At 56.7% G+C, this 25,128-nt stretch carries 14 protein-coding genes and 2 pseudogenes; 9 read left to right on the plus strand and 7 right to left on the minus strand.

Annotation, left to right across the window (positions count from 1 at the left end; genetic code table 11):
* The 3 genes from Q363_RS36340 to Q363_RS19125 all read left to right on the plus strand — a co-directional run.
* Positions 1 to 1,179 (plus strand): sensor histidine kinase (locus tag Q363_RS36340; RefSeq protein ID WP_051978999.1); only part of this gene is annotated, 1,179 nt, incomplete at its 5' end.
* A complete protein-coding gene (locus tag Q363_RS19120; protein ID WP_051979000.1) occupies positions 1,176 to 1,898 on the plus strand; it encodes a response regulator transcription factor in 723 nt (240 codons plus the stop codon). The genes Q363_RS36340 and Q363_RS19120, both read left to right, overlap by 4 nt.
* 103 nt (positions 1,899 to 2,001) lie before the next feature.
* Complete coding sequence (locus tag Q363_RS19125; RefSeq protein ID WP_035353502.1) at positions 2,002 to 2,850, plus strand: PP2C family protein-serine/threonine phosphatase; 849 nt, start codon at positions 2,002 to 2,004, stop codon at positions 2,848 to 2,850.
* A gap of 50 nt (positions 2,851 to 2,900) precedes the next feature.
* Here Q363_RS19125 and Q363_RS19130 read toward each other — a convergent pair whose 3' ends face one another.
* Positions 2,901 to 3,089, minus strand: a complete 189-nt coding sequence (locus Q363_RS19130; RefSeq protein ID WP_035353505.1) for a hypothetical protein — start codon at positions 3,087 to 3,089, stop codon at positions 2,901 to 2,903.
* Between the two features lie 537 nt (positions 3,090 to 3,626).
* Here Q363_RS19130 and Q363_RS19135 point away from each other — a divergent pair.
* Both Q363_RS19135 and Q363_RS46475 read left to right on the plus strand, forming a co-directional pair.
* Positions 3,627 to 4,502, plus strand: a complete 876-nt coding sequence (locus Q363_RS19135; RefSeq protein WP_051979001.1) for a tyrosine-type recombinase/integrase — start codon at positions 3,627 to 3,629, stop codon at positions 4,500 to 4,502.
* A pseudogene (locus Q363_RS46475) lies at positions 4,499 to 5,696 on the plus strand (IS91 family transposase). Before Q363_RS19135 ends, Q363_RS46475 begins: the two are co-directional and overlap by 4 nt.
* Positions 5,697 to 6,376: 680 nt before the next feature.
* Here Q363_RS46475 and Q363_RS19145 read toward each other — a convergent pair.
* From Q363_RS19145 to Q363_RS19165, 5 genes are all read right to left on the minus strand, one after another.
* Positions 6,377 to 7,513: an MFS transporter gene (locus tag Q363_RS19145; protein WP_157467151.1), complete on the minus strand. Its 1,137-nt coding sequence runs from the start codon at positions 7,511 to 7,513 to the stop codon at positions 6,377 to 6,379.
* An 80-nt stretch (positions 7,514 to 7,593) separates the two neighbouring features.
* On the minus strand, positions 7,594 to 9,993 hold the full coding sequence (locus tag Q363_RS19150) for a glycoside hydrolase family 3 N-terminal domain-containing protein (RefSeq protein WP_245632326.1): 2,400 nt from the start codon (positions 9,991 to 9,993) through the stop codon (positions 7,594 to 7,596).
* Positions 9,994 to 10,010: 17 nt separating this feature from the next.
* Positions 10,011 to 11,114, minus strand: a complete 1,104-nt coding sequence (locus Q363_RS19155) for a LacI family DNA-binding transcriptional regulator (RefSeq protein ID WP_051979002.1) — start codon at positions 11,112 to 11,114, stop codon at positions 10,011 to 10,013.
* Between the two features lie 96 nt (positions 11,115 to 11,210).
* A complete protein-coding gene (locus tag Q363_RS19160) occupies positions 11,211 to 12,740 on the minus strand; it encodes a GH39 family glycosyl hydrolase (protein ID WP_035353511.1) in 1,530 nt (509 codons plus the stop codon).
* A gap of 107 nt (positions 12,741 to 12,847) precedes the next feature.
* Positions 12,848 to 16,354: a TonB-dependent receptor gene (locus Q363_RS19165; RefSeq protein WP_051979003.1), complete on the minus strand. Its 3,507-nt coding sequence runs from the start codon at positions 16,352 to 16,354 to the stop codon at positions 12,848 to 12,850.
* A gap of 476 nt (positions 16,355 to 16,830) precedes the next feature.
* Here Q363_RS19165 and Q363_RS40770 point away from each other — a divergent pair, with 476 nt between their 5' ends.
* The 4 genes and pseudogenes from Q363_RS40770 (at position 16,831) to Q363_RS19185 (ending at position 24,139) form a co-directional block, all read left to right on the plus strand.
* Positions 16,831 to 17,145 (plus strand): hypothetical protein, encoded by a 315-nt coding sequence (locus Q363_RS40770; RefSeq protein ID WP_157467154.1) that lies wholly within the window; start codon positions 16,831 to 16,833, stop codon positions 17,143 to 17,145.
* Between the two features lie 531 nt (positions 17,146 to 17,676).
* A pseudogene (locus Q363_RS46480) lies at positions 17,677 to 18,039 on the plus strand (carboxypeptidase-like regulatory domain-containing protein); the annotation flags it as partial.
* 332 nt (positions 18,040 to 18,371) lie between these two features.
* On the plus strand, positions 18,372 to 21,149 hold the full coding sequence (locus tag Q363_RS19180) for an outer membrane beta-barrel protein (protein ID WP_483782898.1): 2,778 nt from the start codon (positions 18,372 to 18,374) through the stop codon (positions 21,147 to 21,149).
* A gap of 155 nt (positions 21,150 to 21,304) precedes the next feature.
* A complete protein-coding gene (locus tag Q363_RS19185; RefSeq protein ID WP_051979008.1) occupies positions 21,305 to 24,139 on the plus strand; it encodes a glycoside hydrolase family 31 protein in 2,835 nt (944 codons plus the stop codon).
* Positions 24,140 to 24,820: 681 nt separating this feature from the next.
* Here the strand turns inward: Q363_RS19185 and Q363_RS40775 are convergent.
* A complete protein-coding gene (locus Q363_RS40775; RefSeq protein WP_157467157.1) occupies positions 24,821 to 25,060 on the minus strand; it encodes a hypothetical protein in 240 nt (79 codons plus the stop codon).
* Positions 25,061 to 25,128: the final 68 nt, after the last annotated feature.

Genomic DNA, 25,128 nt, shown 5'->3' on the forward strand with positions numbered 1-25,128 from the left:
GACAATTGGGTATCCAGGGGCGACAAATGGCAGTATCAGTCTTTGGTGCTATTCATACCTCGCGGTTCGACTGCGGAGCATCCCGCTCTGGCAGGGTTTGTCTACGATACCGACTATCTGAAGGACAAGTTTTTTCCGCAAGCGCTGAACGAAGTGCTGCCAAATCAGAACAAAAACGATACATCCCAGCCTCAACAAGCGATCATGGTACGGACTGCAAAGGACCACGCTCCTTTGGCTACTTCCCTCTGTTGGGATGGAGGTTCGCCTGAAGTAGAGCGTAATTTTGATGGTGTCTTCCCCGGACTGATTTTGGGAATTAAGCTGCGCGGGACTACGATTGCGAACATCAGCAACCACTTTGTGCAGACCGCCTTCCTTATCCTCGCAGCGCTTTCGCTGCTGATGGGTGGAGGGATGCTACTCACCTATCGAAACGTCGCGCGCGAACTTGCACTGGCGAAATTGAAATCCGATTTTGTCTCTAACGTCTCGCACGAGCTGCGAACGCCTCTATCACTCATCCGCCTCTACGCAGAGACGCTGGAACTCGGACGACTCTCCAATCCGGGAAAACGGCAGGAATATTACGAGATCATTCGCAAGGAGAGTGAGCGGTTGACTGCGCTGATCAACAATATTCTGGACTTCTCTCGTATCGAGTCGGGCAAGAAGGAATACAGTTTCCGCGAAACGGATGTGGCTGATCTGGTGCGGAGCACGCTGGAATCTTATCGTTTTGAAATCGAGCAGAACGGGTTCCAGTTCGAACAGAAGATCGACAACGATCTGCCACAAGTGTGGGTCGACCGCGAAGCGATTGCGCGTTCGCTGCTGAATCTGGTGAACAACGCGGTGAAGTACTCGGCGACAGAGAAATACCTTGGGGTAAACCTTTACCGGCACAATGGCGGCGTAAACCTTGAGGTCGTCGATCACGGAATCGGCATTCCCGCGAAGGAACAGCCCAAAATCTTCGAGAAGTTCTACCGAGTGGGCGATCCACTGGTGCATAACACCAAAGGGAGCGGACTGGGACTATCTCTGGTGCGACACATCGTGCAGGCTCATGGAGGGGAAGTTACAGTTGAGAGCGAGCCCGGCCAAGGCAGCAAGTTCATCATTACTTTGCCGGTACAGGCTGCAGAGGTCCACCAAGCGAAAGGAATGTCGGCATGAGACAGCAAGAGAAGGCGAAGGTACCAGAAGCACCGAGGCCAGCGAAGATTCTTGTCGTGGAGGACGAGCCCAATATGGTGGCTGGACTTCGAGACAACTTCGAGTTTGAAGGCTACGAAGTGATTACAGCGGGCGATGGGATCGAAGGCCTTCGGCGAGCACTGGAAGAGTCTCCCGATCTTGTGATCCTGGATGTCATGATGCCCCGGATGAGCGGACTGGAAGTATGCAAGCAGTTACGTGCTCAACGCGGTTCCATCCCGATCATCATGTTAACTGCGCGCGGCCAGGAACTAGACAAAGTAGTGGGCCTCGAACTTGGAGCGGACGACTATGTGACCAAGCCCTTCTCCATCCGCGAGTTGCTTGCGCGAGTGAAGGCTGTGCTGCGACGCACCGCGGTCGTTCCCAAAGATCAGGATCAACACTCCTTCGGTAATGTGGAAGTCGATCTGCGTCATCATCGAGTTCTCAGGTCGGGTAAAGCTCTCGAGGTCTCCTCCAAAGAATTCGAGCTGTTGAAGTATTTCATCTGTCATTCTGGCGAGACGCTGAGTCGCGATCGTCTTCTGGAAGAGGTTTGGGGATACGAGAATTACCCATCGACCCGGACGGTGGATACGCATCTGGTACGTCTGCGCCAGAAGCTTGAGCCCGATCCCGAACAACCACAGTACTTTCTTACAGTGCATGGAACCGGTTATCGGTTCGTCGGCTAAAACATCAATCAAAATCTAGAAGGGTTGAATTATGAGCGACAGTAGAGTATTACCGAGAAGTGAAGGCAAGTTTCGGACTAACGGCGGGAGACAAAATTACTGCATGCCCCAATCCTCGATCGTGGCGTCGATGCCGCCACCGCCATCGAGTGTGCCACCGCGGGGCGAGGTCGAGTCCCTTCTGCGAGAGAGACTTGATCTCCATTCAGAACTGTTTGAGGCCGCACAGATCCAGCGCAAACTAAGCGGCCCGCGTGAATTTCGCCACGGCAGTTTACAGTTCGCAAGCGAGGTGTTCGCGGCTCGCTTTATCTCAGGGGATTTCACGACGTTTTTGAAAAGCGGTTCTCAGGTTCTTATGGCGCATGGAGACATTGCCGGTAAAGGTGTTGCGGCTGGGATGTGGTTCACTAATCTGGCAGGACTTTTGCAATGTTACGGCGATCCTTATTCTGACCCTGCAACGATCGCGTCGGAAATCAACCGCCACCTCTGCTATCTGCGGCCGGTTGCGCCATTCGCAACGGCTTTTCTCGCGCGGATTGACTGCCACCTTGGAGGACTGACCTACTGCAATGCCGGCCATTTCCCGCCAATAGTGCTTCGCGCGGATGGCCGGACTGATCTGCTTGAGAGGGGCGGCCCTCTGTTAGGTGCTATCGAAGGCGCGAAATTTGAGTTGGGCGAACTGATTCTCGAACCTGGAGACAAGCTGGTCGCATACTCCGATGGTGTACTTGAATGCCGCAACCCTTCAGAGGAAGAGTTCGGGTTGGATCGGATACTATTGGCATTACGACACGCCAAATCGCCATCCGCTCCAGCCACGCTCATGATGCTCCTCGCCACTTTACAAGACTTCGCGAACGGTAGTCCGCTTTGCGACGACGTCAGTTTGACAGTGATTCAACGCGACGCTAAACACCAACAACCAACAGCACTTGGTGGATAGTGAGCAAGGCGAGCTCCACGCAACGGGCGTATCCCAGGTTGAGATCCCGGTCATTCCATAAAACCCTCTGGTTTTCCCTGCACAAGGGCCTTTCGCCGCAACACACACTGCGCCTCCTGCTCCTCATCTTTCATGCGGAAGGGTTCCGACAACCCCAGCCTTCGAATGAGCCATGGCGGCGTCAGCCCATGGACCACCAGCGTCGCCACGATCAAGCTAAAGGCCAGACAGATGATCATGCTCCCTCCTCTGCGGAAACATCCTCCCATCCGGCAGCGCGTACGGCAACGAGACTGCCGCTGCGACCGAAAGCACCCCGCTCATTCCACTCCAGCCAATCACAAACAACCTTCGTGGTTCCGGCTCCTCGACCTCGACCTCAACCTCAACCTTTTGCACCACCGCTGCACCGCGTAGGCGATATAGGTTTCTCCGTATACCCATACCATTCGCACCGCGATCATCACAACGCTGAAGCCAGCCCCATACTCCACCAGCACGACGCGGCATCATGAGACGCGAACATGTGCGTCCTGCGGAAGTCGCGGCCTTCGCATTAGCAAAAAATGCCATGAATTCTTCCTTACCGTAGGTCGTGTCCGCAATGGGCGAGCTTATGATAACGGGCTCTCTGGAAGTCAACTGACGAGAAGCCGACTTCGTGGGTACCGATCGCGGGCCAATGAGCACATTGGCGATTTGCACTTAGCCGTTAGCGCGGCAGGGGATGCTTCTGTGGCATTTGGATAGAGTGTTGGACACCCAAGGAGGTGTCCATGACTCATCTACGCCGGCGCATGCAGGAAGATCTCCGGCTGCGCAACTTCTCCGAACGCACGATTCGCCACTACACCCACACCGTTGCCGAGTTCGCAAAGTACTTCCACAAATCACCCGATCAACTCGGTCCCGAGCATGTTCGGACATTTCTTCTGCATCTTCTCAACGAACGCAAGCTTGCGTGGGGAACGATTCAGGGCGCGCGGTCGGCGCTGAAGTTCCTTTATATGCGGACACTGAAGCAGACCTGGTTTGATCAAGAGATCATCAAGCCCAAGGTCCGGCGCAAGCTGCCCACAGTCTGGAGCCGGGAAGAAGTCCGGGCTTTACTCGATGCGGAGATGAACACCAAGCATCGCGCGCTGCTGGCCTTGTACTACAGCGCAGGTCTCCGCTGTCAGGAAGCGCTGGATCTGAAGGTGACCGATATCGACAGCAAGCGGATGGTCATCCACATCCGCGAGGGTAAGGGCAAGTTCCCGCGCCAAGTCATGCTGTCGCCGAAGCTGCTTGAGATCCTGCGCGTGTATTGGCGCTGGCGCAAGCCCAAGGCCTGGCTCTTTCAGGGGAAACGGCCAGGTGAGCCGCTGAAGGCGAACGCGGTTCGTGTCGTCTGCCAGAAGCTGCGCAAGCAACTGGGCATCAGGAAGCCCCTCAGCCCGCACGTGCTGCGTCACTCGTTCGCCTCACACTTGCTCGACACTGGCACCGATCTGCGCAGTATCCAGTTGCTGCTCGGCCATCGTGATCTTGAGACCACGTCCCGATACTTGCACGTGTCCGAAGCTTGGCTCCACGCTACGCCGAGTCCGCTCGACGATCTGCCCATCCAGATATCCAGAACTGCTCACGGAGGGAACAGAACTGCATGACAGGACATCGGCTCGAAGTGGCCGATGTCTTCCGTGCTCATCAAGAGCAGTTCCTTCAACGCTGGGGCCACGCACTGTCGGACCAGCAGGGGAAGGTGCTGCGCGATATCGGCCTGTGCCGCACGGCCGCACTGGGCACTCATCTGGAACGATGTGATCGCTGCAGTTATGAGACCGTCGCTTACGACTCGTGCCGCAACCGGCACTGTCCCAAGTGTCAGTCTTCAGCACGCGACCGCTGGCTCATCAAGCAGGCCGCAAGCCTGCTACCGGTGCCCTACGCCCATGTGGTCTTCACCATACCTGAGCAACTGGCACCGCTCGCACTCAGGAACCAGCGTCTGTTTTATAGCCCGTTGTTTCGGGCAGCTTCGGAGACGTTGCTGGAGATAGCGGCCGATCCACGCCGTCTCGGCGCACGCATTGGTGTACTCGCAGTGCTGCACACCTGGTCGCAGAATCTACAGCATCATCCTCATCAACACTGTCTCGTTCCCGCCGGCGGTCTGGCCCTCGATCACTCCCGCTGGGTCGCAACCAGACGCCGCGGATTCTTCATCCCCGTGCGCGTGCTCAGCCGCATGTTCCGCGGCAAGCTGCTCGCCTTCCTCAAGCAGAGCTACCGGCGCAACGAACTATGCTTCGTCGGCAAGCTGGCTGAGCTATCAACACCACGCGCATTTCACACTCTGCTTGGTACCTTGCGCCGAACAGAGTGGGTGGTCTACTCCAAACCCCCATTCGGCACCTGAACAGGTGCTGAAGTATCTGGCCCGCTACACGCATAGGGTCGCCATCTCTAACGGAAGACTGCTCAGCCTCGACAACGGTCAGGTGCGTTTCCGATGGCGCGACTCCCGGCACGACAACCGCAGCAGCGTCATGAGGCTCGATGCGGTCGAGTTCATCCGCCGCTTCCTGCTCCATGTTCTGCCTGCCGGCTTCGTCAAGATCCGCCACTTCGGACTGCTTGCCAACCGCAACCGCCGCCAGGCGCTGGCCCTCTGCAGGCTTCATCTCTGCGCTCCAGTGGCGGATCCAAGCTTGCTGCTGACAGAACAACAGAAATCTGCGCTCAGCCGGTGCTGCCCCCAGTGCAAATGCGGCACCCTGCGTGTCATCGCATGTTGTTCCGCCGTTGAGACGCCCAGGCCAAGCCTAGCGCTTCACTGCGCAGCCTTCGACTCTTCCTGAGCAAACCATGCGGTCCTGTCTTCCAACCCGATGCCTCGCTTCGACGGCTTCTAACCCCGCCCTCGCTCCCCTATGCCGCGAATCGGATAAGCGCAGTTCACGACTGTCATCCAACCGCCCGATCAGGTGTACAGCGGCAGCGACAACGCGGTCAGCCATGGCTAACGGCACATCATCTCGTGCCCGGTTGGCTGTCTCAGCTCCCCGCAGGCGGCATCCAATCCCCATACTTCCACCGCGCTAGCGGCTTAGCGCAAATCGCCGTATCCACACTGCTCCGCAACAGCAGCATCGGCAACCGGAAATTCCTGCACGCGGAGCACTGTCAATACGGCACTAGAGATTTGTACTAAACCCGCTCCGCGGGTAGGTAGAAGCGTGGTAGATTTTTTGGCAGGACAAATTGCATGTTGCCCACGGCAGTCACAACGCTTCCGCTCAAGTCCGCACAAAATAGCTGCGATGGATTGAATCCCTTCAAGGCAATTGTCCTGCCAAAACCTCACCGGGTTTAGTACAAATCGCCGTATCCACAATGCTCGCTCCAAAATCTTCGGCAGGCCAAACTCTGCCTGCCGAGCACTGTCGATACGGCGCTATGGATTTTGTGCCAACTGACAGTACCGCTCCACTTTCGGTTAGTCGACCACCCGCCCGGAACCGGAGGAAACAGTATTCGGCTAAATATGGTCTTTACCGTCAAAAGTGATAGTCAATGGTGTCATCGCCCTCGGCTCATAGCAAAGGCCGAGGGCGAGAAGGACGGCGGCGATTGTGGGGACGAGCAGTGCTTCTTTGAGTGAGTCTGTCGCGTACGAGACGCGGCCTACAAGCCATGGTACGGCGGCGCTTCCGATGCCGGCGGAGAAGAAGATCAGATTCTTCAGGCGCACGTGGATAGAGCGGGCGAGAACGGCGGGGTAGAGCGGGGCGACTCCGAAGGCGGCAACGAAGGAGGAGATGCAAATGAGCAAAGGGCTAGAGGAGAGGATGAGGGCGAGGCTGGCGAGGATGCAGGCGATGGCAGAGGCCGTGCCATAGATGTTCCAGGGAAGGTTGCGGAAGACGGATGCGGCCGAGAGTCTTCCTGAGAGAACGCCGCACCAGAAGAGGGATGCTGCGGCGGCAATAGAGCCGGTGTGGGACAGGCTGCGGGCGGAGTAGCTGGGGAGCCAGTTGGCAAGTGCAGTCTCGACACCGACGCAGAGGAGCGCGATGGAGCAATATAGCAGGAGCCTGTACCACGGCAAAGGGTGTTCGACGGTCTTCTGCGCGATGGAGGCGCGAGAGGCTCCGCGCATGTTGAGGGAAAAAAGCAGAAGGAGGAAGCCGAGTGTGATGGCGAGGAAGATGCATGCGGTCTCCGGATGGAAGCTCCGTACGATGGCTGCGACGCACCAGGGAGCTGCGGCGGCACCGAGAGGCCAGAAGACATTGAGCATCTGGAGGCGGCTTGCGCGCTTTTCCGGTGTGGCTTCGCGTCCGGCGAGGATGTTGACGGCCGTCATGGTGATACCGAGACCGAGGCCGTAGAAGAACTGTGTTACGGGGTTGAGTCCCCATCGATAAGGAACGGCGGCGGCACAGGAGAGGGTGAGCAGAAGACCGAAGCCAACGGAACGCGAGGGACGGCGGCCGACGAATAAGGCCCCGATGAGTTGGCCAATGAACTGGGAGGCGAGCAGCCATCCCGTATGTAGGTCTTCCTGTGAAGAAACGGCGTGAATATAGGGCAGAAGGACGCCGAGCAGGACGGTAGCGATTCCGGTGAAGAAGAAGATGGTGTACAGCAGGACGGGAGATAGGATACGTTGCATCGCATCCAAGTATGCCTTGACGCCTGTGATGAACACTACTCCGAGTTCATCACGGGCGCACAATATTTTCCCCCTGTGCACTACTGGACGTGGAAGTCTGCAGAAGCGGTGGCAGTGGAGTTACCGCCGACCCAGACGGTGTAGTGGGTTGGCTCGATGAGTTGCCGGCCCTCGTTATTGAAGAAAGAGAGCTCATTGAAACCGAGATTGAAGCTGACCTGTCGTGACTCGCCGGGCTGAAGCGAGACCCGCTCGAAGCCCTTGAGCGCACGAACGGGCTGCTCGAGGCTGGCGCCGACATTGCGCACATAACATTGCACGACCTCAGTGGCGGCATGATCGCCCGTGTTCTTTACCGTGGCGGTGACGGTGACGAGCGTGTTCGCAGCTCGGCTTCGCGCCTCGGCGAGTGGGAGCGTATTACGCGAGACCTGCACGCCAGAGTAGGCGAAGGTGGTGTAGGTGAGGCCATGGCCGAAGGGAAAGAGGGCTTCGTTGGGCGCATCGATGTAACGCGAGACGAACCGCGAGTCTGGCCCTGGCGGAACGTTCAGGTTGGCATTGTACGCGGGACGGCCGGTGGGAAACTGATTGTAGTAAAGCGGCTCCTGCCCCTCGGCGCTAGGAAAGCTGATTGGAAGCTTGCCACTGGGCGGTACGTCTCCGTAGAGGACGCGAGCGAGGGCGTTGCCGGCTTCGGTGCCGGGGAACCATGCCTCCATGATCGAGGCGACGTGATCGGCCGCCCATGTGAGGACGAGCGGACGGCCGGAGAAGACGATGAGGACGATAGGCTTGCCGATGCCAGCGATGCGTTCAAGCAGTTGCTGCTGGTTGCCGGGCAGGTCGAGGTGTGCGCGCGAGCCTGCCTCTCCGCTCATGGAACTGGATTCGCCGAGAGCCAGGATGACGATGTCAGAACGGCGGGCGGCGCTTTCGGCCTCGGCGAAACCGGCGTCTGAACGGGTGAGGATATCAGTTCCTTTGGCGTAGAGGAGGATATTTCCATTTCGCTTTGCGCGTGCTTCCAGGGCGTCCTTTAGGGTGACAACGTCAGGAGCGCGGTTGGCTCCTCCCCATGCTCCCTGCATCTCGGCGGAGTTGTCGGCAAGCGGGCCGATGAGCGCGATCTTCTTCGCATTAGTAAGAGGCAGCGTGGGAGTGCCATTCTCGAGAGCCTTATTCTGCAGCAGAACGAACGACTCTTCGGCAGCTTCACGCACCAATGGCCTATGATCGGGAACCGCGGAGGTGACTTCGTACGCTTCCGGATAGGGGTGTTCGAAGAGACCAAGCGCAAACTTCACGCGCAGCACGCGGCGCACCGCCTCATCCACTACGCTCATTGGAACCTTGCCGGAGCGAATGAGGGCGGGCAACTCTGCGTCGTAATAGTGCGACATCATGTCAACTTCAACGCCGGCCTTGAGCGCTCTTTCGGTCGCGATCGCGGGGGTCAGAGCAATGCCGTGATGAGTGAGCTCCATCACCGCCGTGTAATCACTGACGACAAAGCCGTTGAAGCCCCACTGGTCGCGAAGGATCCTCCGCAGCAGGTATGGGTTGGCCGTAGCGGGCACACCGTTGAGGGAATTGAAGGCGCTCATCATGGTTGCCGCGCCTGCTTCCACGGCCGCCTTGTATGGAGGCAGGTAGATGTCGTGCAAGCGGCTCTCGGACATATCGGTGGTGTAGTACTCGCGGCCCGCTTCGGCGGCTCCATAGGCTGCGAAGTGTTTTACGGATGCGGCGACGCTGTCGGGGTGGGAGAGATCGGTGCCCTGATAGCCGCGAATATAGGCACGCGCTATGACAGAGCCGAGGTAGGGATCTTCACCTGCTCCTTCGGTAGTGCGGCCCCAGCGAGCGTCGCGAGAGATGTCGACCATCGGCGAATAAAACCAGCGCACGCCGGCGGTGGTAGCCTCCTGTGCGGAGAGCCGCGATACCCGCTCGACGAGCGAAGGATCGAAGCTGGCAGCAAGACCCAGCGGCACAGGGTAGATCGTGCGGAATCCGTGAATCACGTCCGCACCGAAGAGGATTGGGATGTGCAGGCGACTCTTTTCGACGGCGGCCTTCTGAAAGGCATTCGTCTTTGCCGCACCCACGACGTTCAGCATCGAACCCAGTTTGCCCTCAGACGCAAGCTGCATCGAGTCCAATTTATAGCTCGCCTTAGGATTCACGGCCATATCCGCCTTATCGTGGGCGGCTGCTGTAGGGGCCGTATATCCCGCATCGTTATACTGCACCAACTGACCAAGTTTTTCGTCGAGGGTCATGCGGCGCAACAGCGCGTCGACGCGGCGCTCGATCGCAGGCGACGCAAGCTGTCTGTTGGATGGAGGAGCCGAGGCCGGTTGCGAAGAACGCTGTTGGGCATGTGCGCTGATACACAACAGCGTGGCCGCGGTGACCGCATGAAAGAAACGAGGCTTTGCAAAAATCGAGTTGGGGGAAAAGCAAAGGTGAGGCACAATTGTTCTCCTTCGAGCTATCGTTCGCGTGCCGGACGAATCAATACCGGCTCCGCGCCTGTCTTACGCAGGTGACTTGCAATGGCGGTCGACTGCCGCTCGATAAACCTGGGCAGTACATGGATTGTGCGGGCTGGCTGCTCTACGGTTTCGCTGCGCAGCATCTGCAATAGTTCAGCGGCGGCGACACGGCCCATCTCTTGCAGCGGCTGGCTCACGGTCGTCAACGCTGGGCTATGAATGGCCGCGCTGGGAATGTCATCGAAGCCGATAACCGATACCTGCGAGGGCACTTCGAGCCCGGCTTCGCGCAACGCAGCGATAGCGCCGATGGCAGCGTGGTCGTTGAAGGCGAAGATCGCCGTAAAATCTTCGTCTCGCTCCAACAACTCTAAGGCAGCTACGCGACCTGGCTCAAACCCGCCTCCAAATTCGTTTAACTGCACGGTGAGTCTCGGATGGACTTCGATGCCCAGCTCCGCAGCCACCTTCACGATTGCTCGCCAGCGAGGCAATGTATCTGAGCTGAAGGTCTGACCTTGCATGAAGGCGATCCGCGTGTGGCCCAGACACTTCAGATGTTCAAGTGCGTATCGCGCAGCAAGCGTGTGGTCGAGCTCAATGTTGACACCGGAGGTCCGACGATGATGGCCCGAGACAGAGACGACCGGGACCGGAACATCTCCTTCAATTGCCGAGTCCACGGCGATGATTCCCTCCACAGCACGCGATACGAGCAGAGACGGATAGTCACGAAGCAGTTCGCGACGGTGGCGATGGCTGACTACAAAATAAAAGTAGCCAGCCAGGAGCAGGGCTTCTTCAATACCGCTGAGCACCGCCGTGGAGTAGCCTTCGCTGATCTCCGGCACGATGACGCTCACGATCATGCTGTGTTTACTGCGCAGGCTCCGCGCCAGGACGCTGGGCTTGTAGTTCAGCGTCGCCGCTGCTTCCATGACGCGGTCGCGTGTCTGTGGGGAGATGCGCGCTGCACCCGGAGACTGGTTGACAACACGCGAAACCGTTGTCTGCGAGAGACCGAGATGCTGGGCCAGTTTACGCAGATTAATGTGCGTTTGTTTTTGCGATGGCTGTTTGCTGGAGTTGTTTGTCTTCATGCTTGTTTACTCCCAACGACGTTCATAGTCATCTGGAGATGGCCGCAACTCCACTTAAGGGAATCTGTGCCACTCAGATTAGGTGGTCGGCGCGCATCAGCGCTTCTCCTTTCCGCCGATCTTCACCAGCAGAAGAGCGTTTGATCCCAGATCGAGAGTGAGGGTGCCGTCCTTGAGCGCAGACAGCTCCGGATTCCCGGGCGCGCTCTCGCGGTTCAATCTCTCGGCCTGTGCCTCGGTGGGGCTCGATGGCCTTCCCATAACCGCATAGAGTGGAAGCACATTGCCGTGCTTCTCATCGACGCGCTGAATTGAGGCCGCTGCGCTCGAGTTGAGTCCTCGTATGTGCAGGGTGATCTGACGGCTGCGTGGTGTGTCTTCTGGAGAGACGAGGTTCCAGAGTGCGATGGCGAGAGACCCGTCAGGCAGACGCGTGACGATGGCGTTGCGCGAGGCGTTGGCGATACGCTCGGTTCCCAGCTGGTGGAGCAGGGCGTAGTCATAGAAGGCGGGCTTGTTGATTCCACCGACAGCGCGCAGACCAAAATGCTGGAATGGAGCCATGGGCGGGCCTCCCTCTTCGAAGACCTCGGAGAATGTCCAGAATGACATATAGTCCACCTTGCCATCGCACTCCCGAATCATATTGGCGACAGCAGGGCCGACGTACGGAGTTTCACGCGCATCTTTTCTGGCATCGACGTTCCACTCTGTCCACAACAGGGGCAGATGAGGAAGAGGGGAGGCGTCGATCTGGTTGCGCACTTTGGCTATGACAGCACCCATGCGGTCCTCGGGGGCAATGACCTCGTTGGTGCCGAGCAGACGCGAAACGGGCTCGTCGGCGTAGCCGTGAGTCGACACAAAATCTACGGGGACTTTGTTCTCCGCAGCGTATTTGAGGAAGTCGGGTATCCAGGCGGCGGCTGCGGTAGCGGGACCACCCACACGGATGCGAGGACTGACAGCCTTGAGGTCGCGAGCAGTATGAGCGTAGAGATCGAAATAGGATTCTTTACGAGGGATGCCGCCCCAGAAGTCGATATTAGGCTCGTTCCAGACCTCAAAGTACCACTGTGCAACCTCGTCGATGCCGTAGCGCTCGACGAGATGCTTTGCGAGCGCTGTCATGAGACCGTCCCATCGCTCCATGCTCTTCGGAGGCGAGACGTTTTGCTTGTACCAGAAGGGATGCAGCGCATCAGGGTTGAAGGCGAGCTTCTTCGGCATGAAGCTGATCTCGACGACAGGCCGCACGCCGTTTTTGAGGAGGCCGTCGTAGACCTGGTCGACGTAGCTGAAGTTGTAGACAGGGTTACCGTGCTCGTCTTCGTTGTATACGCCCAGCTCGTCGTGCAGGATGGCGTGGAAGCGAACGTATTTGAAATCGGTAATGGCCTTCACGGCGCGAAGATCGTTGCGGTAGCTTTCACGCAGCGAGAGAATGGCGCGGCCGGAGCCAAACATGGACTCCCAGAAGTGCGGAAAGGGGGTGACTGCTGCACGGGCGTCGATTTCAATCTGCTCGGCCGGGGATGCTGGCCCCTGGGCGAGAGAGGGCGCGGAGGCGGCGAGCGCCACTGCTATTGCAACGGTGGCAGCTCGCCACAATACCGAGACCAACATCGGACATGCTCCTGTCGTAGAACCAAGGATGAAAGAGTGCCGTGAATTTGGATGCCGATTGCGCATCCATAATTCACGGCAGAGTGCAGTTTGCGGTTCGTTGAAGGTTAGAAGGAGAATCGCGCCTGGATGTCCAGGGTTCGCGAGCCGAGCCCCAATTGCGCCTGTCCGAAGTTGGACGAGGTGAAGTTCGTAACGATCGATCCTCCATCGATGTTCAGGTTGTTGAAGAGGTTGAAGGCATCAACGCGGAACTCGATATTCCCGTTCTCACCGAGCACCGGCATGCCGGGAAGGTGGAACCCTTTGGCGATGCTGGCGTCGACATTCTTGAAGCCAGGACCGTTGAGGAAGTTACGCGAAACGCCGGGCGCCTGGGGAGCACCGGCCGTTGCAGTAATCGATGAGCTGCCTGCAACAGGTGTATAGGCCGGAGCGGTGAAGTACGCAGCCCCACCGTTGGGGAAGTTGCTATTCGGAGTGCCAGCGGCAGCCTTGAAGGTATCGTTGCTGGCGTTCCACTTCGCTCCGCCAAGGTAACCGGCCGGGCGGAGGGAGGCATACGGGCTGTTCCGGTAGTAGAGTGCGCCACCCGTGGTCGGTACGGTAGGCGACCAGGGGAAGCCGGTGTGCAAGTTGAAGATGCCGGTCACCGTCCAGCCGTCGGCGACGCTGTGGAGCCAGCCATTGCCGTGGAAGAAGGTGGGCTGCCACATGCCGAAGAGTTTGAAGGCGTTGGCCACATTGTAGTCCGAGCGTCCCCAGGAGTAGTTCAGGGCATACGGGTACGGGTCCATGTAATAGGGTTGCGAGCCGTTGTCCATGCTCTTCGACCAGGCGTATTGACCTTCGACCTGGAAACTCTTGCTGAAGTTGTGCTTCAGGCTGGTCAGCAGCGAGTTGTAGCTGGAGTTGCCCTTGTTGGTGTAGTAGCCGACACCGCTCAGGTTTGGATTGAGGGCGTAACCGTTGACGGCGGCGATGGCCTGCATATTTTGCTGGAGGATCAGGTGACGTCCAAGGCTTCCCTGGTAGCCAATGGTGGCGACCCAGTTGTGGCCGAGGTCATACTGGGTATCGAGCGAATAGTGATAGGTGTAGATCGTCTTGAGGTTAGGATCGAAACCGGTCACCCCGACATTGGTGGATGAAGGTAGACCGTTGGCTCCGATGGCCGAGACGGCATTCGGATTTGACGGATAGCCGTAGAGCGAGGTCGCGTCGCTTGGCAACTGGTACAACAGTTGGCCAGCCAGCAGTGTCTGGTTGAGAACGTTGGGCGAATTAGTGGTGCCGTTGGCTGTAATCGCGATCTCGTTCTGGTTGTAGTTGATCCCGAAGCCGCCGCGGAAGACGATCTTCTTCTGAAAGTAGTTCGGATTCCAGGCAAAACCGACCTGAGGTCCGAAGTTGGCCTTCTGCGTCTCGTAAAGATGATCGCTGCGGCGCATCGTCAGTCCCGAAATAAGGGCAGACCCGCTTCCCAGCTGCACGACACTCAGATTGTCCTGTTTGGCGGTAAAGGTACCGTTGAGGGTGTATCGCATACCGAAATTCAAGATCAGGTCGGGGGTTATCTTCCAGTCATCCTGCACGAAGGCGGCCCACAGGTTCTGACGATTATCCTGACGGTTGGCCGTTGGCGTACCGGTAAGCGGATTGAAGGTGCCGCTCTCCGAGTATGCGGCGTCATTCAGGAAGTCCCACATGTTGGCGAAGTTGAACGACGGGCGTGCAGCATAAGGTGCCTGGTTCAGATAGTAGAGCCGAGTGAGCGAGCCACCCATCTTGATGCTGTGGTGCCCGGCAATCTTGGTCAGGATGTCCTGGTAGCCGTAAGTCCACTGGTTCAGCGTGCTGGGACCGGGAGCTCCAAGATATTGCAGATTCGTGCCCGCTGGGAAAAGGCCACCGGGAGAGGTGCCAATATTGGCGTTTGCAAGACCGAACGGGACCTTGGGATTGGAATCGATCTCGTTCCAGCGCCAGCCGGCCGCATTGGCGCGGGCTTCGTTCAACAGCGTGCCTGAGAAGGTGTGGTTCCAGAGAACGGTGAAGGCGTCGTTCACCTGATCGTGAAACCAGGCGTTCGCCGCACGGACCGGGCCCTGGTAGTTACTCGTGTTTTGCGGTACCCAATAGATCGTGAAAGAGACACGGTCTTTGCTGGATATATTGGCATCGAGACGACCGTTGTACTGCGTCTGCGTAATCCGATTCGGGTTGGACGTCTGATAGAAGCCGATATCAGGAACACCATCCAGACCATTCCCGACGCCGGGCGAACCTGCAGCAGCGCCAGCGTAAGTGGGATCCCTGGTTCCAAGAGGAGTTGTGAGAGGGGAGCCGATGTCAATGCCACCGGCGACGGTACGGCAGCTTGGGCCTTCGGCAAGCCCCAGCAGGGAGCAGGTGCTATTCAGCTGAGCTGCCGCATTGACGCCTTCGCCGGGGTACTGTGCATAGGCGCGAGCGGTGCTGCCCTGGCGGGCACTGGCAAGAAACTGTGGCGTCTCGTACCAGCCGTTGGCAAACGTCGTGGAGTTATTACGCAAAGTCTCATAGGAGAAGAACGCGAAAAGTTTGTCCTTCCAGATGGGACCGCCGAGGCTTCCGCCATACTGGTTGAAGCGGGATGTGTCCCTGATGAGGCCTCGCTGGGCGGGGGTTCCCGCAACAGTCGAACTGGGGCCGTTCCAGCGCTGGTAGGCGTTCATGCCCGGCCGCTCTGCCTTGAAGAACAGGCTTCCGTGAAATGTGTTGGTGCCGCTCTTCGATGTGATCTGAGTCTGCGCGCCGCTGAAGCGGCCGAACTCAGCGTCGTAGGCGTTGGAGGTTACTTTCACGTTATCGACGGAGTCTGCCGAGGGCGTGATGACTGTTGCACCACCCCAGACAGCTGAGACAGTCGAAATACCGTCGATCTGAATCCCATTGGCGTTATTCTGGCCGCCATTCGCTACGATTTGAGGCGCGTTCTCGGTCTTGAAGATACCGCTCGTCGCTGTCGCTCCTCCGATTTGAGAGCCAGGAAGGGAGCGGTTGCCGCCGCCGGCGGCCTGACCTCCGTCACCAAAGACGCCGGGAGCGAGTTGCGTCAACTGCGTCACATCGCGGCCTATCGCAGGCATGTGCTGAATCTGATTTTCGCTGACGGTGCCGTTGATGGATGCCGTGGCTGTTTCGAGAGCTGGAAGAGAGTCGGACTGAACCGTGATCGCTGTGTTAACGGTTCCGACAACCATCTGCACGTCAACCGCATTTACCTGTTCGGGAATAATCTGCAGATTATCAAGCGTTTTGCTCTGAAAACCGGCGGCCGTCACCGTGAGCTTAAACCGGTTGGGCGGCAACGCATTGAAGTGGTAGACACCTGCAGCATCGCTCTTCGTGGTGAGGGTCAGATTCGTGCCTAGATCGACGAGCGTCAGATCTGCGGCGGGTATGGATGCACCCTCAGGGTCGGTGACGGTTCCCTGAATGGATGCGCGGTACTGAGCGTGTGCAGGATGCGCGTGAAGAATGGCGAGCAGAAGCGTAAATAGAGCGATTATGATGCTCTTGCTGCGAGGGCTGCCTTCAACCCATGAAAGCCTGCGGTGTGTGTGATACATACTGCCTCCAAAAAAATGCAAAGAGTCACGAATCGAATCTGCGCAACCGATTGTGCATTGGAATAAGTAGCAGCCACGTTATATGACTGTCAAATGTGCGCACGAGTGGACATTGGATTAGCGAGCAACAAGGCCGCGCTGCTTTACGACATCATTTGCGGAGTTGTCCTGAATACGGCTTTCCGCCATCATTGCGGAAGCAGGCTGCCCACATGTGCGGGCAAATGGCCCTCCACCGATCTGCCGGATCGTAACTCTATTTTCACGCTGTAAAGTTAGATCGGGTCCGGAGAGTTTGTCCAACCGTTCGGAAAGCATGGTGCACTCTACCGGGTAGAAAGAAGCTGGCCGTGGTTGTGGCTGACGTCGAAGCCGAAGACGAATATCAATTTGAGCGACGATAGTACGGTAGCAATCCTGAGCAGTTGCGAGTGCTATCGGAGTGGACTCATCGAGCAGCAGGTCGAGAAGTGGTGATGGAATCGACCACGCAATATTGGAAGCCTGTTTGGGGAGCGCTGGAGCGATATTGGAAGTCGATGTGTCAGAGTTGGGAAGGTGCAGGCCGGATGTCGGGAACACTGCATCTGGCGCAAGCCTTGTCCAATCGCGGGCGGCGCGGGCACAAGACAGATTTTCGAGACGCCGAACGTTTGGTGAAGCGGCACGTATCGCAGGAGCTAGTCTTGAGCTTCGTGCCCGATGCCGAACAGCGCGCCTGTGGCGGTTATTGCGGCCGAAAGATTATGGCCCCCAACCCCCGTAGCGGTCCCTTTCGATTCAACAATTGATGGTGTATGAATCCGTTGGCTCCGCCGAGCCCCACCGCAATTGCGGACCCTACCAGGACCGATTTGCGGTCGTTCTCATCGAGGAAGTGCGGCGCGACCTCCCGAACCTCGTTAAAAACAGACTCCAGCAACTTGCGTTCATTCGTGTCCGGAAGGGCTTCGATCGTGTCCATCCGTCCCTGCTGGCAAGAGCTGAGTCACCGGCCGAGGCATTCGAGCAGTGCTGGAGAAGGGACTGGCAGGACTCGGAGCCGCACCTGCTTCCCGCCAAACACGTATCCGCTTGGATTCGAAACAACCTCTATCTCGCGCTCGCGGACGCTCCATTCGACCGCGAGGCCCCAGCGCAACCAATTGAATATAAACGCCTTTATACCGTAAAAGGAATTCAATTGACGGTAAATTAACCTTGCTTGTCTTCGGATCGGTCATTTACTACGGACGAGTTTTGATTAGGCCAACTGCTCGCCTCTTGTTTCAGGCTGGGTTCGCTCCTTAGTCAGATCTGATCTCTCATTCTTGGAGGCTGCAGTGCACCACAATTCAAAAGACCGCCTCATCTTCGAACCTCTGGCCAATAGCTCCTGGATTCTTCGGTCGTTGGCTATCGCTCTCCTCCTTTCAAGTGCGTCGATATCTATTGCACAAAGAATTACAGCTTCGCTTGGTGGAATCGTCCGCGACTCAAGCGCCGCAGTAATCCCCAATGCCAGGGTGTCCATCGCCAATACCGGAACCCAGGTGACGACAAAGACTCAGACGAACGGCGAAGGACGGTTCGAGGTGTCCAATCTGCCGCCTGGACCCTACTCCGTCGCGGTGGACGCGTCGGGATTCAAGCGCCTCGTCCGGTCAGGTTTGGTATTGAACGTGGATCAGACCGCACAACTGGAAATTGTTCTGGAGGTGGGATCAGCCACCGATACAGTCCAGGTGAACTCGGTTGAGCCGCTGCTGGAAACTCAAAGTTCAGACATTGGACAGGTCATCGGCAACAGAAGCATCGAAAACCTGCCGCTGAACCAGAGGAATCCTTTTAGTCTGGTTCTCCTGGCTCCGGGCGTCACGGGATCGGTCAACGCAAGCTTTACGGGTCTTCAGTTCAACGTGAACGGCGCAAGGGCGGGAAATACCGACGTCCTTCTGGATGGAGTTCCAGCCACGCAAAGGTCCAGACCAGTAATTTTTCATCACAGTTCGGGAATGCTGCAGGCGGAATCATCAACATTGTTTACAAATCGGGGACGAACAATCTGCATGGGAGCGTCTACGATTACCTCCGCAATTCGTACCTGGATGCAAACAACTTCTTTGCCAACAAGTATGGATTCAAATTGCCTAGCTTCAAGCGGAATCAGTTCGGTTTCAGCCTTGGCGGACCGGTGTACATTCCGAAGCTGTACAACGGTCGTAATAAAACGTTTTTCTTTGTTGACTATGAAGGTCTCCGGCAGGACACAGCGACTTCCCCTACGGCAACAGTGCCGACGCTGGCCCAGCGACAGGGAGACTTTTCCGCAGTCACAACCAGTACCGGCGCACCGATTGTGATCTACGATCCGGCCACGACCCAGAAGACTGTCTCCTCCTCAGGAGCCACAACCTATTCAAGAACAGCATTTCCTGGAAACAAGATCAATCCAAACCGTTTTGATCCTGTAGCAGCCAACATTCTCAAGTATTTTCCGCTGCCGAATATTCCCGGCACGTTTGGAAAAAACAATTACTTCGCCAGCGGTTCGCAGCCTGTCTCGATCAATCAATACGACATCAAGGTGGACGAGATTATCTCCGATCGTCAACGCTTGTCGTTCCGTTTCTCAAAGAGAAATCCAGTTTCGGGTTATGCTCACTTATTTCCGGCTGACATTCAGATAGCACAGAATGCATCAACGGGATCTCAACCGGCGATTGGTGCGGGACTCGACTATACCTTTGCCAAGAGTCCAACATACATCTTCGAACTGCGGGCTGGTGTGAGCCACGTCTATTACAAGACGGCTACGGCCGCGGATGGATTCGACCCGACAGGATTAGGTTTTCCGTCCTATCTCGCATCCGCAGCAGTTGCGAGCTCTGCAACCGCGCTCACATTTCCTGGAATAAGCCCCGCAGGATATCTCGCAATCGGATCTGGCGGCCAGCAGGGCAAAGGACAAGCCGGCTATTTGCAGGACTCGTTTCTTATCAACAACACGAAGGTGCTGACGCATCACACGCTGAACTTTGGCGGGGAATTTCGGATCCTGGCAAATAACTCGAACCAGGATGGCCAATCGACCGGAGCCTTCAGCTTTGGCGCAAATATGACCCAGGGTGACAACGCTCTAACAGCTTCACCCACAAAAGGAGATGGGTTCGCCTCGTTTCTGCTCGGTCTTGGCTCCGGGAGCGTTATCCACTACTTCAAGATAGTCAATACGATCAGCCATTATTTTGCGGGTTACGTTCAGGATGACTGGAAGCTGACCAATAAGCTGACTCTCAACCTTGGATTGAGATATGACCTATTTCGCCCAAGGACTGAGCGCCACGATCGAACAACTTATCTTGACCTTTCCGTGCCATCTCCGCTCGCTGGAATGACTGGGATGGCCGGGTTGAAAGGCGGTCTGCAGTATGCCGGCGAAAACGGCAATCCAAGGAATACTACCGACCCGAATCACAACAACTTCGCCCCTCGATTTGGATTCGCTTATCACCTGACGAACCCGATGGTCATTCGCGGCGCGTTTGGGATCTATTTTGCCGATAGCCCGAATCAGGCAGCGTCTACTGTTCAGAACACGGGATATCGAGCCACGACCACCTATTACGGTACTCTGGATGGAGCCACGCCTAATAACTATCTCTCCGACCCATTTCCCGGAGGGTCGTTTGTCCCGCCGACAGGGAGCTCCGCCGGTCTTCTTACAGGGACAGGAGGCGCAATCGTTGCTGGCCGGCGCCATCAGCCCTCTCCGTACTCGGAGAACTATCAATTCGGCATCGAATACCAGCTTCCGGCGGACTGGCTGATCGGTGTCAACTATGTCGGAGCCCATGGTCTGCAACTGCCGTATAGCCCGAGCTACAACCAGCTTCCCGACTCAGCGCTTGCGTTGGGAGCTAAGCTGCTGGAAACCGTACCGAATCCATTCCAGGGGAAGGTCCAAATCTCCGGACCGCTCTCGGGGGCCATGGTTCAGAGGCGATATCTGCTCGCACCGTATCCGCAGTTTACGACTGTCAACGGCTATCAGGATATTGGGGCCATCTCCCACTACGATTCGGTGCAGGTCCGTCTGGAAAAGCGTTTCACCAGAAACGCTACGCTTCTTCTCGCATACACAGGCGGCAAGTCGCTGGACGATTATTCCATCAGCAATTCGAACTTTGGCTCGAATGGTGTTTACCAAGATGCGAGTATTCCTCTCAGGCAGGACTCGTATTCTCTCTCTACGTTCGACATATCTCGCAACTTGGTTGTAAGCGGCGTTTACAGCCTACCATTTGGCCATGGCGAACGGTTTGGAAACAACTGGAACCGCGTCGTAGACGCGATCCTTGGAGGATACCAGTTCAATGGGATCTTCTCTGCACATAATGGGACACCACTCGCGTTCTCTGCGAGTAATGTCGCCAATATCTTCAACCCAGGGGAACGTCCTAACTGGAACGGTCAGAATGCAAGCCTTGGAGGTTCGGTGGAGAGCAGGTTGAACAAGTACTTCAACACAGCAGCTTTCTCACAACCAGCAACGTACACCTTCGGAAATATGTCGCGGACTTCGGGCTACCTCCGCAATCCAGGCTTACGGAATCTCGACATCTCACTATTCAAACAATTTTCCGTAACGGAGAGATTCAAAGCGGTTCTACGGGGCGAAGCGTTCAATGCGTTCAATACGCCAGCCTTTTCAGGGCCAGACACGAACGTGTCAAGCGCAACCTTTGGCGGTAATATCTCATCGCAAGTCAACTCACCACGTCAGATCCAGGTCGCGTTGAAGATCTTATTTTGAACAGCGAACATAAGATGCCCGCGCACATCAGAAGCGCACGGGCCCAGATTTCATTGGCTTTGTTGGCCTCCGGCCTTTACCTTGCCGACGCTCATTTCAGATAGAAAGAAATCTCTATGACGTTTAAGAAAAGTGCGCTTCAGAAAGCAGTCCAGATGAGAGAAGCAATCCACCCATTCGCATCATTCCGGCAGTGGAACCTATTCATAACAGCGTTGATACTCGCCCTGCTGGCGCCTCTCTTTGTCCATGCACAAGATGGGAACCGGCCTTCTGCCGAGATCGCAGCGGGGATAAGCGCTGGGGGAAATATCTCTCTGGCGATGACCTACTCCGCCATCGCCGACCCGAGAGCCGTCGTTCTCTCGGGCCATGCGCGATTTACCGTCCTCACGCCACAGTTGATCCGCATGGAATGGGCAACAGACGGCCACTTCGAAGACCATCCGTCGATGGTCTTCCTCAATCGGCGGCTCGCGGTTCCGGAGTTTAAGGCCACGCACAAGGGAAAGAACCTCACCATCGAGACGAGCGCTCTCCGCCTTCGCTATACGGCGAACGGCGATAGCAAATTCAGCCCGACGAATCTGACTATCACGCTGACAGATTTCCGCACTGGCGGGGAGCCCGTCGTCTGGTATCCCGGACTCGCCGACACCGGCAATCTGCAAGGAACCACACGTACGCTTGATGGCGCGAGAGGCGACAAGATTAAGGAACCGATTGAGCCCGGGCTGCTCTCTCGTAACGGATGGACGCTGGTCGACGACTCTGCCCGACCGCTCTTCGACTCCGACGACTTCACCTTCGCGCAGGGGGAACGAAGCCCTTGGCCGTGGATTGTTTCGCGGCCCGCAGGGGATCGACAGGACTGGTATTTCTTCGGCTACGGCCACAGTTACAAGCAAGCTCTCGCAGACTATGTTCGCGTAGCGGGGCGCATCCCTTTACCGCCGCGCTTTGCCTTTGGGGCCTGGTCGTCCCGTTATTGGGCCTACAGCGATCAGGAGCTTGAAGATCTTGCGGGCAACTTCCGAGAGAACGACACACCGCTCGACGTGTTCGTGATCGATATGGACTGGCACAATACCTTGGGCATGCACTTTGACAAGATGGACCAGTCAGGCCATAAGCAGGGCTGGAGCGGATACTCGTGGAATCCACTGCTCTTTCCAGATCCATCATCCTTTCTCGGAAAGTTGCACCGGCAGGGTCTGAGGACCACTCTTAACCTGCATCCGGCCTCTGGCGTTCAGCCTTGGGAGACCCAGTACTCAGCAATGGCTGAGGCTATGGGCCAGAACCCTGCAGAGAAGAAGTACGTTCCATTCAATATCACCGATAAGAAGTTCGCCCAGAACTATATGGATATCCTGCATCACCCGCTTGAAAAGCAGGGTATCGATTTCTGGTGGCTCGACTGGCAACAGGAAAGCAATACTGGGATAAGCAACATGAATCCCACGTGGTGGCTCAACTACGTTCACTTCAGCGATCAACAGCGCGAAGGCAAGCGTCCTCTGCTCTTCCATCGATGGGGCGGCCTCGGGAATCATCGTTATCAGATCGGATTCTCCGGAGACACCATCTCGTCGTGGGATTCACTTGCTTACCAGCCGTGGTTTACGTCGACAGCGGCAAATGTTGGCTACGCTTACTGGAGCCATGACATCGGCGGGCACATACCCGGTCCAGTGGGTCCGGAGCTTTATGCGCGCTGGGTCCAATTTGGGGCATTCAGTCCAATCCTGCGGACGCACACGACGAAGAGCCCCGATGCGGAACGGCGCATCTGGGCGTATCCCGAACCATACTCAAGCATTCTGCGCTCTACCTTTCAGCTTCGCTATGCTTTGGAACCTTACATCTATACCGAAGCACGCCGCACCTACGATACCGGTACCGCCTTCGTGCATCCGCTCTATTATGACTATCCGGAAGCCGCCGAGGCTTATAGCGACAAAGGAGAGTATGCATTTGGCGACTCTATGATCGTCTCGCCGATCACTCATGCCGTTGATCCCTCGACTCAGTTAGCGAAGCAAAGTGTCTGGATACCAAACGGAGAGTGGATCGAATGGACTTCGGGCAAACATCTCTCGGGTCCTGCAATGGTGGAACGTTCGTTCTCGATTCGTCAGGTCCCGGTCTATCTGCGCGCCGGCGCAATTGTTCCAATGCAGCCGCCCATGCAATATACCGGCCAGAAGCCTGTCGACCCTCTCATCCTGAATGTCTGGCCGCTGGCTGATGGACAGTCTTCGTCTTACACACTTTACGAAGATGGCAGTGAGTCAGAGGCTTATAAGCGTGGTGTCTTCGCGCTTACGCCTATCTCTGCGACGCAAAATGGCGATACGCTCACGGTTGAGATCACGCCTGTTCGGGGCAACTATCCCGGCATGCCGTCGAGTCGTGGCTATGAACTACGCTTACCCGCCGACTGGCCACCTGAAGCTGTTTCAGCCAACGGACGGGCACTCACCTTTCGACCCTCAGACTCAAACACGCCTGGGTGGGGCTATGACGGAAACACTCTCTCGACCATCATTCTTGTCGCTTCGCATCCTTTAACAGAGGAGGTCCGCATCGAAGTTCGTCGTGCTCCAGGTTCTCTGTCGGCACGCACAAAGCTGGATGGGTTTGGCGGAGCTGTCGTTCGGCTCCACTCCGCCTATGACACCCTCAACCAGGAATGGCCCTTTGCATGGTCCCCCGATCCTCTGATCGAAGCGTGGCAGACGGGCGACCGAATCAGCTACCGCCCTGAAACAGCGCGCGAGGAGCTATCCCATTTTGCCCAAAGGTACTCTGCTGCGAAGGCTTCCGTGCAACAACTCCTTGATCCGGTCGCACATCTTCCCAGCGATCAACTTTCAAAGCAGCTGGTAAAGTACAACAGCAGCGAGATCGCCCCCGAACGCGCCCAACATTACCGGGTGTCCTTAGAATCTGCACTAGCTCAACTGAAGGATGGCACACCGCAATGAAGTGAGCTTGGCACCAATTTCCGCTCAGGAGTTTATGGGGGTGCTTCTCGTAGCAATGACGTCGAATTTGCTCGGTGCACCTTGCAGCGAGTGAACACGAAGAAAAATTTCAATCGCCAGCGATTTGCCAGCGTCCTGATTATTCACTCTACGTAAGAGCGGAACAGATAAGTCTCCATCGAAGACAAGTTGCGCGGCCGCTTCGTTAGAGTCCATCACGGATCCATTGAGAAGAAGAACATAACCCGTCTTGGTTAGATTAGGGACAAGCGCGATTCAACATAGCTCAGGTAATCCCCCTGGGGCTGCTGTTGATTGGAATAGGTCTTCTGCTCACCACTTTGAGGATTCTTGTTCACAAAATGAAACAGATGGGTTTGTTTATCTTCTTCAAGGGCGAAGTTGAGTTGAGGTTCAAAGAGGCAGACAGGCCGCCTCGGATGGCGCTCATTTCTGGAAAAGTTTCCAGAGCGAGGACTTCTCGGCGAAGATGACGAGCTTGCGTTTGATCGTCTCACTCTTGGCACGTCCGCAGCTATTGGGTACTGTAGCACGCTCTTGGAAAACCCTAGCGAGAGAGACGTAAGGATCGACACCGCTCTCTACCTTTCGGCATGTGGTCCACCATTCGGTCGCCACGAACACTTCCGCTTCAGGCGGAAGATCAACGTTGATGTCTCCCTAAGCATCGGTCGTGTATTCGGTGGCGTTTTCATGCCCCTTGATGGCAACCGATACTTTCTGATTTGCGACGCGTTCCCCGTTCTTCGCGTTCAGGACGCGAATTTGGATTCGCAATGTGGTTTCACTGGAAGCTTGCAGGCACAGAGCAAACAAGGCCATGGACCTGCAATCAACGTCGGAAGGTGATTGAGTTTCCTTCAGCGAAAAATCACTGTAGGCAGTACGAGTTGTCGTCAAAAATGAAAGCTCGTGAACTCATCCCGAATCCGCAGAAGCACATCACCCACTCTTTCTTTGGTGCCGCT

The organism is Edaphobacter aggregans DSM 19364 (genome assembly GCF_000745965.1).
GTDB classification, from domain to species: Bacteria; Acidobacteriota; Terriglobia; order Terriglobales; family Acidobacteriaceae; genus Edaphobacter; species Edaphobacter aggregans.

Coding starts and splice junctions, on each gene's coding strand:
- Q363_RS19130 (WP_035353505.1), bottom strand. CDS start 3,089: ATGATCATCTGTCTGGCCTTTAGCTTGATCGTGGCGACGCTGGTGGTC.
- Q363_RS19160 (WP_035353511.1), bottom strand. CDS start 12,740: ATGTTGGTCTCGGTATTGTGGCGAGCTGCCACCGTTGCAATAGCAGTG.
- Q363_RS19120 (WP_051979000.1), top strand. CDS start 1,176: ATGAGACAGCAAGAGAAGGCGAAGGTACCAGAAGCACCGAGGCCAGCG.
- Q363_RS19155 (WP_051979002.1), bottom strand. CDS start 11,114: ATGAAGACAAACAACTCCAGCAAACAGCCATCGCAAAAACAAACGCAC.
- Q363_RS19165 (WP_051979003.1), bottom strand. CDS start 16,354: ATGTATCACACACACCGCAGGCTTTCATGGGTTGAAGGCAGCCCTCGC.
- Q363_RS19185 (WP_051979008.1), top strand. CDS start 21,305: ATGAGAGAAGCAATCCACCCATTCGCATCATTCCGGCAGTGGAACCTA.
- Q363_RS19125 (WP_035353502.1), top strand. CDS start 2,002: ATGCCCCAATCCTCGATCGTGGCGTCGATGCCGCCACCGCCATCGAGT.
- Q363_RS19135 (WP_051979001.1), top strand. CDS start 3,627: ATGACTCATCTACGCCGGCGCATGCAGGAAGATCTCCGGCTGCGCAAC.
- Q363_RS19145 (WP_157467151.1), bottom strand. CDS start 7,513: ATGCAACGTATCCTATCTCCCGTCCTGCTGTACACCATCTTCTTCTTC.
- Q363_RS40770 (WP_157467154.1), top strand. CDS start 16,831: ATGGAATCGACCACGCAATATTGGAAGCCTGTTTGGGGAGCGCTGGAG.